The sequence below is a fragment of the Nostoc sp. FACHB-133 genome (assembly GCF_014698055.1).
In the GTDB taxonomy this organism is placed as follows: domain Bacteria; phylum Cyanobacteriota; class Cyanobacteriia; order Cyanobacteriales; family Nostocaceae; genus Nostoc.
Genome location: NZ_JACJSH010000010.1, coordinates 132,569 through 147,611, shown reverse-complemented (window position 1 = coordinate 147,611; position 15,043 = coordinate 132,569). Strand labels below are relative to the sequence as shown.

9 protein-coding genes are annotated in these 15,043 nt (G+C 38.0%); 6 read left to right on the top strand and 3 right to left on the bottom strand.

Translation table 11 applies throughout. From position 1 onward, the window contains the following. Positions 1-105: 105 nt before the first annotated feature. The 3 genes from H6G86_RS11115 (at position 106) to H6G86_RS11105 (ending at position 4,745) form a co-directional block, all read left to right on the top strand. The gene (locus H6G86_RS11115; RefSeq protein ID WP_190934389.1) at positions 106-1,836 is read left to right on the top strand and encodes a helicase HerA domain-containing protein; all 1,731 of its coding nucleotides are present in this window, start codon (positions 106-108) and stop codon (positions 1,834-1,836) included. Between the two features lie 590 nt (positions 1,837-2,426). Further along, positions 2,427-3,410, top strand: coding sequence for an RNA polymerase sigma factor, RpoD/SigA family (locus H6G86_RS11110; protein ID WP_012410436.1), 984 nt, complete (start codon positions 2,427-2,429; stop codon positions 3,408-3,410). 627 nt (positions 3,411-4,037) lie between these two features. Continuing rightward, positions 4,038-4,745 (top strand): hypothetical protein, encoded by a 708-nt coding sequence (locus tag H6G86_RS11105; RefSeq protein ID WP_190934351.1) that lies wholly within the window; start codon positions 4,038-4,040, stop codon positions 4,743-4,745. An 8-nt stretch (positions 4,746-4,753) separates the two neighbouring features. Here the strand turns inward: H6G86_RS11105 and cobO are convergent, their stop codons facing one another. The 3 genes from cobO to H6G86_RS11090 all read right to left on the bottom strand — a co-directional run bounded on the left by cobO (position 4,754) and on the right by H6G86_RS11090 (position 7,619). After that, on the bottom strand, positions 4,754-5,431 hold the full coding sequence (cobO, locus tag H6G86_RS11100; protein ID WP_114081831.1) for a cob(I)yrinic acid a,c-diamide adenosyltransferase: 678 nt from the start codon (positions 5,429-5,431) through the stop codon (positions 4,754-4,756). 336 nt (positions 5,432-5,767) lie between these two features. After that, positions 5,768-6,223, bottom strand: a complete 456-nt coding sequence (locus tag H6G86_RS11095; protein WP_190934350.1) for a GFA family protein — start codon at positions 6,221-6,223, stop codon at positions 5,768-5,770. 127 nt (positions 6,224-6,350) lie between these two features. Continuing rightward, positions 6,351-7,619: a plasmid pRiA4b ORF-3 family protein gene (locus tag H6G86_RS11090; RefSeq protein WP_190934349.1), complete on the bottom strand. Its 1,269-nt coding sequence runs from the start codon at positions 7,617-7,619 to the stop codon at positions 6,351-6,353. Positions 7,620-7,802: 183 nt separating this feature from the next. Between H6G86_RS11090 and H6G86_RS11085 the strand changes: the two genes are divergently transcribed. The 3 genes from H6G86_RS11085 (at position 7,803) to H6G86_RS11075 (ending at position 15,020) form a co-directional block, all read left to right on the top strand. Next, on the top strand, positions 7,803-8,339 hold the full coding sequence (locus tag H6G86_RS11085; protein ID WP_190934348.1) for a nucleotidyltransferase family protein: 537 nt from the start codon (positions 7,803-7,805) through the stop codon (positions 8,337-8,339). A 172-nt stretch (positions 8,340-8,511) separates the two neighbouring features. Further along, entirely contained in the window at positions 8,512-13,935 is a 5,424-nt protein-coding gene (locus H6G86_RS11080; RefSeq protein WP_190934347.1) for a trifunctional serine/threonine-protein kinase/ATP-binding protein/sensor histidine kinase, read from the top strand. A 422-nt stretch (positions 13,936-14,357) separates the two neighbouring features. Next, positions 14,358-15,020, top strand: coding sequence for a nuclear transport factor 2 family protein (locus H6G86_RS11075; protein ID WP_190934346.1), 663 nt, complete (start codon positions 14,358-14,360; stop codon positions 15,018-15,020). Positions 15,021-15,043 lie beyond the last annotated feature (23 nt).

The window sequence follows — 15,043 nt, the reverse complement described above, 5'->3', positions numbered from 1 at the left end:
TGGGCATGGGACATGGAGATTAGGAAGATTAGGGAGAATAATTAATGACTAGTGACAAATGACCAATGACCAATGACCAATGACAAATGACAAATGACAAATCAGATGAATTCGGGACAGCCATTAGGTTCGGTTATTCAAGGTTCTCTAACTGAAGGTTTAGAAGTACGATTGCATCCTGACATTTCTGTGGAAGATATGCGGGTTGGTAAGTTTCTTGTTGTGCAAGGGATGCGATCGCGCTTTTTTTGTATGCTGACAGATGTAGCATTAGGAGCTGCTAATGCCCGAATTATTGCTAATCCCCCCAGTTGGGAAGACACTTTTTTACGGGATGTTTTAGCCGGAAGTGGTACTTATGGCACTATCAACCTCGCGCCGATGTTGATGTTCACTCCCGAAGTGGAAGAATCTTTCTCCCCAACAAACGGCAAATCGGCAAATCCCTTTATCCCATCAGTAACCGGTTTGGCTTCCTTTGTGCCACAAACCAGCACGACGATGGAATTGTTGCCTGTTAAAACTATTCCTAGCCACTTTAGTCAAGTATACGAAGCCAGTGTTGACGACTTTCGCCGCGTGTTTGGCTGGGAAGATGACCCCCAAAGGCGCAATTTTTCCATAGGGAAACCTTTGGATATGGATGTACCCGTTTGTATCGATTTAAACCGCTTCGTGGAACGGAGTAATGGGGTTTTTGGGAAATCTGGTACTGGTAAATCCTTTCTAACTCGGCTACTTTTAGCAGGCGTTATCCGTAAAAATGCGGCAGTGAATTTGATTTTTGATATGCACTCTGAGTATGGCTGGGAAGCTGTCGCAGAAGGAAAGAACGTCAATACAGTTAAGGGATTAAAGCAACTTTTTCCAAGTAAGGTAGAAGTTTATACCCTTGACCCCGAATCAACAAAACGCCGGGGTGTGCGTGATGCTCAAGAACTTTATTTGAGTTACGAGCAAATAGAAGTTGAAGATATTAAGTTATGTAGTCGAGATTTAGGACTATCTGACGCAGCCCTAGATAACGCCAATATTCTATATAGTGAGTTTGGCAAGTCTTGGATTGTCCAACTGCTGAACATGACTAACGAAGAAATCGAGATGTTCTGCGACGAGAAACGCGGACACAAAGGCTCGATTATGGCATTGCAGCGCAAACTCTTGCGGATGGACAGCCTGAAGTATATGCGAGCAGTTTGCCCCCAGAATTACATTAGTAAAATTGTGCAATGTTTGGAATCTGGGAAGAATGTTGTGATAGAATTTGGTTCCCAGTCTAATATGCTCTCTTATATGTTGGTGACGAACATGATCACCCGACGTATCCACGAGCATTACGTCAAAAAAGCAGATAAATTTTTGCAAAGCAAAAACCCTTGCGATCGCCCCACGCCGTTGATGATTACCATTGAAGAGGCACACCGTTTTCTTGACCCGGCTATCGTACAAAGCACTATCTTTGGGACTATTGCCCGTGAGTTGCGGAAGTATTTTGTCACACTTTTGGTAGTTGATCAACGTCCATCAGGCATAGATAATGAAGTTATGTCCCAGATTGGAACTCGCATTACCGCTTTGCTTAATGACGAAAAAGACATTGACGCGATTTTTACGGGTGTATCTGGTGGTAGCGGACTGCGATCGGTACTGGCAAAGTTAGACTCTAAACAACAAGCTTTAATTTTGGGTCATGCCGTACCCATGCCCGTAGTAGTACGTACCCGTCCTTACGACGCAACTTTTTACGAAGAAATTGGTGAGCCAGCCTGGGAAGAAAAACCTGACGCGGAAGTATTTGCTGCTGCTGAACTCGCCAAAGCTGACCTGGGATTTTAAATAGTTATTTGTCATTGGTCATTGGTCATTGGTCATTTGTCCTACGGGAAGTCACTGATTAATCTACATCAAGATTAATCCCTTAGCGACCAATGCACAATTCCCAATTCGTAACATCCCTCCATCCTCACAAGAAATTAAGTTCGGTTATCCGGCTACTTTTTGGCAACAGAAGAGGGGTTTTTGAGGTCACTATAGATATAGTCAGTAATTTCAAGGAAGCCTAAATTTTTTTCCAAACGACCAATTTTGGATTACAATTGAAAGTTTTATCTTAAGATACTTTACTATCTGCCTGATTTATCGTACTATAAAACTAAGTGAACTCATACCGACTTCGGATTTACTCGTTACCTCAGTAACTACCTAAAGTAAGAATTCTCAAAAATAACCACTGTGCTAATAAGAGATTGAAAATTTAGGGAAGGTAGGGGAACCTATCTTAGGGGCTTAACGTCTTAAAAACGTCTATATCAATTGACAATTGTTTTTAGTAGCTCCTGATATTTCGTGATAGATTTACTACTTTTATCCATCCATTTTAGTAAGAAAACATACATTTTATTTACGGAGTAGAGGACAACGCACCAATGCCTACTGTCAATACCCAAACGGAAAATCTCAACACCAGATTCACGGCTGATATGGTGCGAACCTATCTGCGAGAAATTGGCCGTGTACCACTGCTAACCCGTGAACAAGAGATTGTATATGGGAAGCAGGTTCAACAAATGATGACGCTCATCGATGCCAAAGAGGTTTTGGCGAAGAAACTGCACCGCGAACCGGATATGTCAGAGTGGGCTGACGTGGTTCAACAATCGGAAACTGAAGTACAACAAACAGTAGCTCAAGGTAAGCGGGCAAAGCAAAAAATGATCGAAGCGAATTTGCGCTTGGTCGTTGCTATTGCAAAAAAATACCAAAAGCGAAATATGGAATTTCTGGATTTAATTCAGGAAGGAACACTAGGATTAGAGCGGGGTGTGGAGAAATTTGACCCAATGAGGGGTTATAAGTTCTCGACTTACGCTTACTGGTGGATTCGCCAAGCTATTACCCGCGCGATCGCTCAACAAGGACGTACTATCCGGTTGCCGATTCACATTACCGAAAAACTGAACAAAATCAAGAAAGTACAGCGTGAGTTGGCTCAAACCTTGGGGCGATCGCCCACTCCAGCCGAAATTGCCAAAGAACTGGAACTAGAACCTGCTCAGATCCGCGAGTACCTGAATATGGCGCGTCAACCAGTGTCTTTGGACGTTAAAGTTGGCGATAACCAGGATACTGAGTTGCAAGAAATGCTCGAAGATAGCGGGCCATCACCAGAGTATTACACCAACCAAGAATTCTTACGCCAAGATTTGAACAACCTACTAGCAGAACTAACCCCGCAACAGCGAGAAGTTTTAGCTCTACGCTTTGGTTTAGAAGATGGTAACGAAATGTCATTGGCGAAAGTGGGTGAGAGATTGAATCTCAGCCGCGAACGTGTCCGCCAGTTAGAGCATCAAGCTTTGGCTCATCTGCGTCGTCGTCGCGCCAATGTCCAAGAATACGTTGCTAGTTAAAGATGGAGACGCGAAATCCCGCGTTTCTAGAGCATGATGAGCCTCCTGAATTCAGGGGGCGATTTTTTTATGCTGATAGCCAGGAAAAATATTTTGAGCTGAGGCTGTATTTCTACGGCGACAAATCCGAGAAAATACTATCAGTATTTTTATTTATTAAAAAGTAAAAAACAAGGTACTACGAAACCCATATTGATTGAAAGGATCTAATTTCTGATTAATTTCACCCAACGAGATGAATCTATTGGATGAAAAACAACTCAAACTAATGTTAATTAATGTAAAGTTAATTAACATTAGTTTGTAGTAAAGGGTTTAGTCCTATTTGACGGGTTCAAGAAGCCCTCTCTTCTCTACGAGAGGCTTGTCTGCGACACGCTCCGCGAACGCCAACGAGACGCTGCGCGAACACTACAAACCTTTAATTGTTTACGCTGCTCTACTTCCCCTAACTGGTGGTAATCTAAGATTGTTGGGCTAGATTAAATAAAAACTTTGGTTTTTGACAGTTTTCTTTTTTGGACAATAGTAATATAAGTCGTTAACAAAGTCTTTGACAATTAAGACTTGGTTATAGTTTAAGTAAGTTCTAAAGAACTTAGTTGATTTTTTAACAGGAGAAGTAGGGTGCTTAACAACCTTTATCAGTTCTTATCTCCCCGCCAGTGGGGAATTTCCCTAGCGGGCTTAGGCTTACTTCTCGGTTTGGGCTTTATAGGCAAGCAGACTCAAGTTGTACCGGTTACGGATTCTCCATTATCATCGGCTCAGATTCAAAAAACCACAACCTCCGAAAACTCCCTTTTGTCGCAGCTCAGAAAAGTTAGAGAGCAGAGAAGTCAGCTGAGAGCATCTGCTGGAGAGAGAGGGATTTTTGTACATCAGAGCGGAAAAACACTCCCTAAAACCACAGCGCTGGTTCCAGATTCTCAGGGAGCTACAAAAGGTACAGAAGGTTTACCAAAAGTGAATTTTCCTGTCAAAGATGGGGTTTATCTCTATGGTCAATCGCCAAAATCAAACCAGCTTGGTCAAGGTTACATCATATTTCAAAAGCAGCAGGACAAGATAACTGGTGCATTGTATATGCCCCAATCAGAATTTAATTGTTTTCAAGGTACGCTCAACAAGTCAGGAGAGTTGGCGATGACGGTTAATAGTTCATCAAATGAAGCCAGTACTCCTCGATCAAATCAGGTAGCTGCAAACAGCAAACTACCTAAAGTCAGTGAAGATGAGTTCAGCAGTTATCCTTACTCAGTGGCTCTGCAAGACTTTTATCAATTAAATTCCATCACACCTAGCGATCGCCGAACGTTGCAAATGTGCAAATAATCGTTAAGTTAATACTCAATTCCTGGTTGCGCTTTCACGCCTTGATCGCGGAAAGGGTGCTTAATTAAGGTCATTTCGGTTACGAGATCAGCACGCTCAATTAAACCTGCTGGTGCGCCTCTACCTGTGAGAATAACGTGCTTGTTAGCTGGTTTTTGCGCCAAACCCGATAAAACGTCCTCTAATGGTAAGTAAGCCATTTTGAGGGCAATGTTAATTTCGTCCAACAACACCAGATGAAAGTCTGGGTTGCGAATATATTCTAATGATTTTTCCCAGGCGGCACTAGCTTTGTCAAGATCGCGATCGCGGTCTTGAGTTTCCCAAGTGAAGCCTTCGCCCATTGCATGAAATTCTATCTGGTCTTCCCAATAGCTGAAAACCCTTTTTTCTGAAGGTTCCCAGCTTCCCTTGATAAATTGGATGATAGCTACTTTATAGCCGTGACCTAGCGATCGTAACACCATCCCCAAAGCCGCAGTGGTTTTACCTTTACCATTACCAGTATTTACAATAATTAACCCTTTTTCTGGTACAGCTTCTGCTATGCGCTTGTCTTGCACTTCTTTGCGTCGCTGCATTTTTTTGCGGTACTGTTCATCAGTCAGAGATGAAGACATTACCTCATCAATCAAGCGCCCAATTTCTTGATCTTGGTTTAATTCTTGTGGTGTATCGTTTTTCATCAAGCTTGTCTAGAAATAACTGTTAAAAGTGTTGAGAATGAACCAAAATCTTCTTACTTATCCAATTTCACTTAAATTACTTGATTGGAAATGTCTAGTAAGTTTTCATGTGAAATATTAATAGTATGTTAGCTTTATTAATGATTTGCAGACAAGTGGAAATATCTATGATACACAAACTGAACTTATAATTTGAGTTTACTATTACTGTTTTAAATAATTTAATATGTTTATTAAAGCATTTTAACAATAAAAATTTCTTATTATCTCCTTTGGTAAAATTATGAGTTAGATGCTTTAAGTGTCAGGAGCTATGATGTCTAATATTAAGAGCATTTATGGATGTTGTTGTTTCCATTTTTCCCATAAAGGCTGCGTATCCTCTGGTTGCCCATCATAGTTGAGCAATTGATCTGAAATTATTACCCATGACTGGGCACTGCATGTCCAAATGTTACCTACTGGGCGTAACCAACTTGTATTATCTAAGGTTCCAGCTTTGACATTAATAGTATTGGTTTTATAAGTCCGTTCATGAAACAATCGCGTTCCGCAGTCGCCACAGAATAGGTTATTTACTTCACGTCCGCTATCATTTTTCCGAGTCCAAGCTTTCGGTTTTCCCTGAACAATTACAACAGCATCTCGTAGTACTGTAAGAGACATACCAAAGGCACTAGACGATTGTTTTTGACACTCCTTGCAGTGGCATAGGTAAAGGGTTAAAGGTTGGGCATGAATTTCATAACGAATCTGTCCACATTGACAACCTCCAGTATATGGAAGACTCACAAGTTTTATCTCCTGAAAATTTGTGTTGCTTTATTGTAGCTAAAACTATCTCAATCTTAAAGCGGGTTTTAGTAGACACAAACAGAAGACTTCTGAACACGATTCTCTATGCTTCTCTAATTCCTCTTCATCCTTCATCTTCATCCAATTCATCATCCTCACTCCAATACTGTTGAGGTGCATTTCCATGAACTTCTAAAACTTTTGGTTTTTTGATTTTGTTATCAGGTGGATTAATTGCTTCTAACTGCACATCAAATTTCCAGTTATCACCAAAATCATAAAGATAGGTCATTTTACCACCCGGTTCTAGAGACACATCACCGATCTGCACTTGGTCGGCAAATGAGGGTGTTTCCATATAGGCATGACCGATTTTTATGATGCGACCAAAATAGTCTTTATAACTAAACTCGTACAGGTGATCGTAATCAAAGTCAAAAGCATCAAGAATTGTCTCTGCTAGCCAGCTTAATGGTTTTTTGGCTGGTATGGCAATGCGTCGCCAAGCCTTAGAAATAGACACTTTAAAAATATAAATCCCGTCAGTAAAGCCTTGCTTGGGAACAAGTAAATTATGCTCCCATTCAGGAAAAAATGGTTGAAAATGTGACTGCAACTTTCCAAAAGTTACATTGACCTCATCCTGGAATTCTCCTCGTATACCTAGTGGAAATAGTAGTTGCAACATAGCATCTCCAAATGGCAAGCGTTGTAAACTAGTAATGCGCCATCCTTTGCCTTCTGTTGGCTTGCCATGTTTAATAGATAAAAATCCAAATAATTCTAACAGGGCAACATTATGCAGACCGGGGTAATAACTAATATCGTGTTGGTGTTCATATTTAGGAAATTTTAAACCTTTATCTGGGACGCGGGGCCAAAGTTGAATACATCTAAATAAATTCCCCAATGAATCTTGATGTTCACCTAAAATTTCGTTATTTCCCCAAATGAACCACGCTTCTAATAAATTGAAATAGCGTTCTGTTAAATTCAGGTTTGACCATGATTGCAAAGTTGCTGCGTCTAAAACTAAAACCTGTTTCTTGCCTTGGGATCTAATTTGGGCTATCCCAGAACTGCGTAATAACAGATATAGTCCATTAATGTAAGGGTATGATTTCTGTACAGGGCGTTTGAGTTTAGTTTCAATTGGGTGACTTAACAGAGAATTCAATTCTGATAGTACTTTCAGTGGTAGAAGATTATTAACACTACTAACTTCCACTCCATTCGGTTGTAATAAATCTATCAGAGTTTGAAAATCACGCAAAATTGTACCGGGTTGATTTTCATCAATACTGAGTTCTTGCAGGAGTTGTTGTTGTGACTCTGTTAAGGAAGGTAGTTCAGGGTTGAGTGTGCGTTCTAGCCGCGCAAATAAATCTTCCATAAATAAAAATTATAAATTCTAAATTCACAATTTAACCTTGTGTTCTTTATACGATGACTACCGAAATTATTCTAATAAAGCTTGACCCCATAAGTGTCACAGTAGGCCTATTAAGACCGTAAGCTTAATGAGATGTGAATGATAATATTCTCATCTTCTAGTTGACAATCCCAGGAGTTTGATATGAATAGTAACACTCGTCTACAGATGATTTTAGCTGATACACCTATTGATATAGTATTACCTGCGATCGCTCAACTAAATCTACCTAACTGGTGGTTAGCCGGTGGTGCAGTCCGAAACACTGTTTGGTCTTCGATTTTTGGCAATGACTGTGGGTTAGGTATTAAAGATTTTGATATTGCATTCTTTGATATAGAAGGAAATCGTTCTCAAGAACTAGCAGCAAAGGCGACTCTCACAGAACAATTTCCTCATGACGAGTTTGATGTCAAAAATCAAGCCAGTTTTGCTCGTTGGCGGCTTGGTAGCAGACCCTACACTAGTACAGAAGATGCGATCGCAGAGTGGCTGCACACTGCTACTGCTGTCGGAGTTCGACTAGATACACAAGGCCAATGGCAATTTTTCACTCCCTACGGATTAGATGACCTGTTTGATGGAATTATTCGACCTACACCAGCACATACTCATAATATAGATGCCCACAATAAGGCATCTGGATTCTTGCAGAAGTGTCCTAATCTGCATTTGGCGTAAAAGTTAGAGTGGCTTTTCCGTTACAAGGGAATAATTGCGTTTCAATTTATAACCCTTGAATACGGAATCACAATGTTAATAATTTTCTACCACTGGGAATAATTAAAGTAGAACCCCTTTTACGAGAAGACGGGGGGTAGTACTAATTTTGTAAGTTTATAGGCAAAAATCAATGCCAAATCGTACTGGATACCCAATCAACTCAACTCTCCACGAAGGAATCCAAACAATTATTTATCAAACACAAATGCCAAAAACGCAACAGCGAGTTATCCTCAAGTTGCTTAAAAATGAATATCCTACTCTCGAAGCTTTTACTCGCTTGAAAAATGAGTATCAAATTCAGCAAGGTTTAGACCATCCCAACATAGTTAAATCTATTAGTCTAGAAACCTTTAATAATCGTGTAGGACTGTTGTTAGAAGACTTTGGTGGTAAATCTTTAGCCCAAATTCTTCAAACAGAAAAGCTTGACTTAATTAACCATTTAAATATTGCTATTCAACTGACTAAAGCTTTAGATTATTTGCATAAACACCAGATTATTCATAAAGATATCAAGCCTAGCAACATAATTGTTAACTCCCAGACAGGTATTGTTAAACTCACTGACTTTGGTATAGCCTCCCGCCTCAATAAGGAAAATCCCCAATTTAATAACCCTAACTGCGTTGAAGGCACACTTGCCTACATGTCTCCTGAACAAACGGGGAGAATGAATCGTATTCTTGATTATCGTACTGACTTTTATTCTCTCGGCGTGACTTTATATGAAATGCTCACCGAGAAAACACCATTTTTTAGTCAAGACCCCTTAGAACTAGTTTATAGTCATATTGCTGTTCAACCGATAAATCCACAGTTATTAAATCCCACAATTCCTAACGCCATCTCAGAAATTGTGCTGAAGTTGATGGCAAAAAATGCTGAGGACAGATATCAAAGTGCTACAGGATTATTAGCAGACTTAGAGTTATGTCTTAACCAGTTAAAATCTCAGGGTATAATTACTGATTTTATTCCAGGTCGTTTAGATGTCTTAAGCCAGTTATTAATTCCTCAAAAATTATATGGTCGTGAAAACCAAGTTAATGAACTGCTAGCTGCATTTGAACGTGTTACATCTGGAACTACTGAGGTGATGCTAGTTTCTGGTTATTCAGGTATTGGTAAATCAGTTTTAGTTAACGAAGTTAATAAACCCATTACTCGCAGACAAGGTTACTTTATTTCTGGTAAATTTGACCAATTAAAACGAAATACACCTTATGCTTCTTTAATTCAAGCTTTTGCTTATTTAATGCGGTATTTACTAACAGAGAATAGTGAAAAAATAGAAGCCTGGCGTGAAAAAATATTATCAGCTTTGGGAACAAATGGTAAAGTCATTACTGACGTAATTCCAGAAGTAGAATTAATTATTGGTACACAGCCAGAGGTTGCCCAAATTGGTGCAACAGAATCACAAAACCGCTTCAATCGAGTTTTTAAAGAATTTATCCAAATTTTTACCCAAAAAGAACATCCCTTAGTCATATTTTTAGATGATTTGCAATGGGCAGACTCAGCCACCTTGAATTTAATCCAACTACTTGTAACTGATAATGATAGCAAATATTTATTATTTATTGGTGCATATAGGGATAATGAAGTTAATGCAGCACATCCTTTAATTCAAAAAATAGAAGAGATTAAGAATGCTGGCACAGTTGTTAATAATATTGTGTTACAAGCTTTAAATTTAGAGAATGTGACTCAACTAGTTGCAGAAACTTTACAACAAGCAGATATTAACCCTGATTCTGAATACAACACTTTTAGCGATAAAATTATCCAACTAGCTGAATTAATTTCTAATAAAACAGGTGGAAATCCATTTTTTCTCACACAACTTATTCAGGCACTTCATCAAGAAGAATTTTTGAGATTTGACTTTATTAAGGCTCAATGGCAATGGAGTTTAAAGGATATTCAAGCAATTGGAATTACCGACAAAAATGTAGTTGAGCTAGTTGCCAGTCGAGTTGAGAAACTACCAAAATCTACCCAAGATGTTTTAAAATTAGCAGCTTGTGTGGGTGACAGATTTAGTCTTGATGTTTTATCGATAGTCAATGAAAAATCACCTTCTTTGACAGCCAATGATTTACACTCAGCTTTGCAGGCGGGATTAATTCTACCTTTAAGTGAAGCTTACCGTATTCCTTTAGTTTTTAATCAAGAAGAAGCGGTTAATTTAAATTTAGACACTTCACGAGTGGGTTACAAGTTCTTGCATGATAGAGTACAACAAGCAGCATATTCGCTGATTCCAGAAGAACTTAAGAAATCTACTCACTTAAAAATTGGACAATTGCTTCTACAAAATACCCCAAAGGAGGAAATAGAAGCTAATATTTTTGATATAGTTAATCAGTTGAATGTAGGTATTATTAACCTAATAGAACAATCTGATAAAACTGAATTGGCACGACTAAACTTAATTGCAGGGCGAAAAGCTAAAGCTTCTACAGCTTATGAAGCTGCACTTAAGTACTTCACAAATGGTATAGAACATTTAAGTATAGACGCTTGGCAAACTGAATATACCTTAACTTTATGTTTATATGAAGGAGCCGCAGAAGCAGCCTATCTAGGCGGTAATTTTGAGCAGATGCAGCAATGGGCTGCGGTCGTGCAGCAAGAAGCCAAAATCCTTCTAGATAAAGTGAAAGTCTATGAAGTACAGATTATCGCTTCTATCATTCAAAGCAAACAACTGGAAGCCATTCAGATAGCAGTATCAATCCTAAAATTGTTAGGAATAAGTTTTCCAGATGAACCGACATCAATTGATATTCAGCAGGGAATGGATGATATTGCTGTTTCTTTGAAAGGGAAAGCCATTACAGATTTGATTAACTTACCATTAATGTCTGATCCGAACAAGATTGCAGCCATGAAAATCTTAATGGGGGTTCTCCCTGCGGCTTTTCAAACTGCTCCTGTAATGATGCCAATTATTGTCTGTAAAATGGTCAATTTGTCCTTAAACTATGGGAATACGGCTGTATCCGGGTACGGTTATAGTCTTTATGGCTTACTTCTTTGTGGAGTTCAAGGAGAAATTAATTCTGGTTATGAATTTGGGAAATTAGCTTCTAGTTTGGTGTCACAATTTAATGCTGAAGAACTCAAAGCTAAGATTCTAACGGTTGTTAGCGCTCATGTTATGCACTGGAAAGAGCATGTTAGGGAGACATTAACATCATCAATGTCTGGATATGCTAGCGGTCTAGAAACTGGAGATTTAGAATATGCTGGTTATTGTGGTTACATTTATCCCTATCATTCATTTTGGTTGGGTAAGGAACTTTGGGTTCTAGAAAAAGAACTGATAGCTTACTGTGATTCGCTGAAAAAAATCAAGCAACAAGTAGCTTTCACTTGGAACTCAGTGTATTTGCAAACAGTCCTGAACTTGAAAGGAAGTTTTGAAAATGTAGACTGTTTAATTGGAGAAGCCTACGACGAGCAAAGTATGCTGCCAATTCATCAGCAAGTAAATGATCTTTATACAATTAATCATTTATTTGTTAATAAACTAATGCTATCTTACATATTTGGAGAGTATTTTAAAGCTGTAGAAAATGCTGCGATCGCAGAAAAATCTTTAGGTGGTGTTACAGGGTTGTTTGTTGTTCCACTGTTCTATTTCTACGATTCTTTAGCACACTTGGCTATATATCATACTGCTACAGAGTTGGAGAGGCAAGCTATTCTAGAAAAAGTCCAAGCTAATCAGCAAAAAATGGAACTCTGGGCTACTCATGCTCCCACAAATCACTTACATAGATTTTATCTTGTGGAGGCAGAACGGTGTCGGATTTTAGGCCAAAAGCTGGAAGCAATGGACTACTATGAAAATTCTATTGCCAAATCTCAAGAGAATGGTTTTCTCCAAGAAGAAGCTTTAGCTTATGAGTTAGCAGGAAAATTTTATCAATCTCTAGGTAAAGAGTTAATTCATCAAACCTATATAACTAAAGCTTATTATGCTTGTATTCGTTGGGGTGCGATCGCTAAAGTTAAATACTTGGAATCAAAGTATACTTTTCTAGTAGGACAAACTACTACTGTAGAAACTACTACTTCCAAAATAGATACAATTCACCTCACCACTACCACAACTACTAATAGTAGTAGCTTAAGCGATTTTTTAGACTTTAATACATTCATCAAGTTTTCGCAAGCGATTACCAATGAAATTGTTTTAGAGAATTTGTTGAGCAAGCTAATCAAAATTTTATTAGAAAATGCTGCCGCACAAAAAGCGGTACTACTCCTACTTAAAGATAATCAACTATATATCGAAGCTTCTGGAAATGCTACCGTCAATGTAGTGACAGTTTTACCCTCTATTACTGTTGAAACCTATCAGGATTTACCGCTCTCTGTGATTAATTACGTTTTTCGCACTCAGCAATATCTTGTGTTGAATGATGCAATAACTACAGAACCGTTTAACCTTGATATTTATATTCAAGAATCTAAAATAAAATCAATCTTTTGCTTGCCCATAATTTACCAATCACAGCTTACTGGGATTATTTATTTAGAAAATCAGTTATCATCAGGAGCTTTTGTTACAGAAAGAATAGAGGTATTAAAAGTCTTGGTTTCTCAAATGGCTATTGCCATACAAAATGCTCGTTTGTACACAAGAGAACAAGACAAATCTAGAGAATTAGAACAGTCAATCAAAGATTTACAAGAGGCACAACTACAACTTATTCAAAGTGAAAAAATGTCTTCTTTGGGAAATTTGGTTGCAGGTGTAGCACATGAAATCAACAATCCAGTTGGTTTTATTACAGGTAGTATTGCCCAAGCAAAAGATACTGTTAATGATTTAATAGGCTATCTGCAACTATACCGAGAAAAGTTCCCGAATCCTGGTGCTGAGATTGAAGAAAAAGCCGAAGAAATAGATATAGATTTTCTACTAGAAGATTTACCCAAAATGATTGATGGTATGACGGTAGGAACACAGCGCATTCGCAATATTAGTACTTCTCTCCGTACTTTTTCACGCGCTGATACTACCTCTAAAGTATTAGCTAATATCCACGAAGGTATTGATAGTACTTTGTTGATTTTACAGCATCGTTTGAAAGCCGATCATAACCGTCCAGCAATTCAAGTCATTAAGGAGTATGGAAATATTCCATTAGTGAAATGTTATTTAGGACAATTGAATCAGGTGTTTATGAATATTATTGCAAATGCAATTGATGCTTTAGAAGAAGCAAATATCGGCCGTAGTTTTATGGAAGTTCAAGAAAGCTATCCAAATATTATTACTATTTTAACTAAGATAGAAGAGAATAATAATCTGACAATTAAGATTCAAGATAACGCTAAAGGAATGTCAGAAGAAGTTAAAGCTTGTATCTTTGAAAATCTATTTACAACCAAATGCGTAGGAAAAGGTACAGGATTAGGATTATCTATTAGTCGTCAAATTATAATAGAAAATCATAGTGGAAGTTTGATTTGTGAATCAGTCTTAGGACAAGGAACAGAATTTATAATTTCTATTCCAGTTTTGGGATAATAATCTCTCATGATAGAGATAGATTAGCAAAGATATAGCAAATAATACCAGAATTATTTGATAATTCTGGTATTTTGTTTGTCACGAATAATTCATTACATCCTATTTTTAAAGCCTGCTAAAGTAAAGGTTATTTTGCTGTTAGAAACTATGCAAGTGGTAACATCATTACTTAACGAAATCAACATAAAGTAGGTCTAATTTGGCACTTAAAACTTTACGTGTTGCCTGCTATCATAATAACTAATTGTATACATCAAATCTTGTACTATCTTTCTCATTTACTAACTGATATAAAAATAAACTCTAACTAAATATGTAAGAATTTTAGTCTAGTTTTTATCAGCTAACATATCAGCCGTAAATTGAGTTCATAGGAAGTTATAAGATGCGAAAATTGTAAAAATTAAGGTAGTTATCCTGTGGAAAAAAGAAGAGAAGGTGGGCGGATAGTTTCAAAGGCTATCTCGTTTTTGTTAAATCAGATTAGCTTGATTGTGCTTGCAGTTATTCTTGTGCTGTTTATTGGAGGTAGGTTTGAACTAGCAAATGCAACTCAACCTAACGCAGAATTAGAAATTCAAAAATTAACATCCTGTTACGCCCTGGGAACTGATGCCATTGGTAGAGGAAATCTCCTAGAAGGAAAAAATATTTATCGGGATTGTTTTACTCAAGATGCAGTCCTAACGGCCATTTTTCCTGATGGGACAACTCAAACAAATTATGGGACAGATTCTTGGGCAGATTTTGTCTATTCAGTATTCCAAGGAAATGGTTATACAGCTACCCAACACTTAATGGGTACGATCAACATTTCAATTGAGAATAATAAAGCAACGATGACTTCTTATCTCCATGCGACTCACAAGCGCTCGGAAACTAGCATTGATGTCGCTAATGGCACTTATGAAGATCAAGTTGTCAATATAAATGGGGACTGGAAAATTCGTAAACGTACTCTCAAACTCATCGATTTCTTGAATCTCAGTTCACCGACAGTTGATTCTTCAAATGCTAATGCCCGAAGCAGCAATTCCTCAACTAATTTTGTAAGACCAAAAATGTCTGGTTTTAATCATTAATCTTTCACAGCGACAAGGCAAAA

Coding starts and splice junctions, on each gene's coding strand:
- H6G86_RS11115 (WP_190934389.1), top strand. CDS start 106: ATGAATTCGGGACAGCCATTAGGTTCGGTTATTCAAGGTTCTCTAACT.
- cobO (WP_114081831.1), bottom strand. CDS start 5,431: ATGAAAAACGATACACCACAAGAATTAAACCAAGATCAAGAAATTGGG.
- H6G86_RS11090 (WP_190934349.1), bottom strand. CDS start 7,619: ATGGAAGATTTATTTGCGCGGCTAGAACGCACACTCAACCCTGAACTA.
- H6G86_RS11110 (WP_012410436.1), top strand. CDS start 2,427: ATGCCTACTGTCAATACCCAAACGGAAAATCTCAACACCAGATTCACG.
- H6G86_RS11085 (WP_190934348.1), top strand. CDS start 7,803: ATGAATAGTAACACTCGTCTACAGATGATTTTAGCTGATACACCTATT.
- H6G86_RS11080 (WP_190934347.1), top strand. CDS start 8,512: ATGCCAAATCGTACTGGATACCCAATCAACTCAACTCTCCACGAAGGA.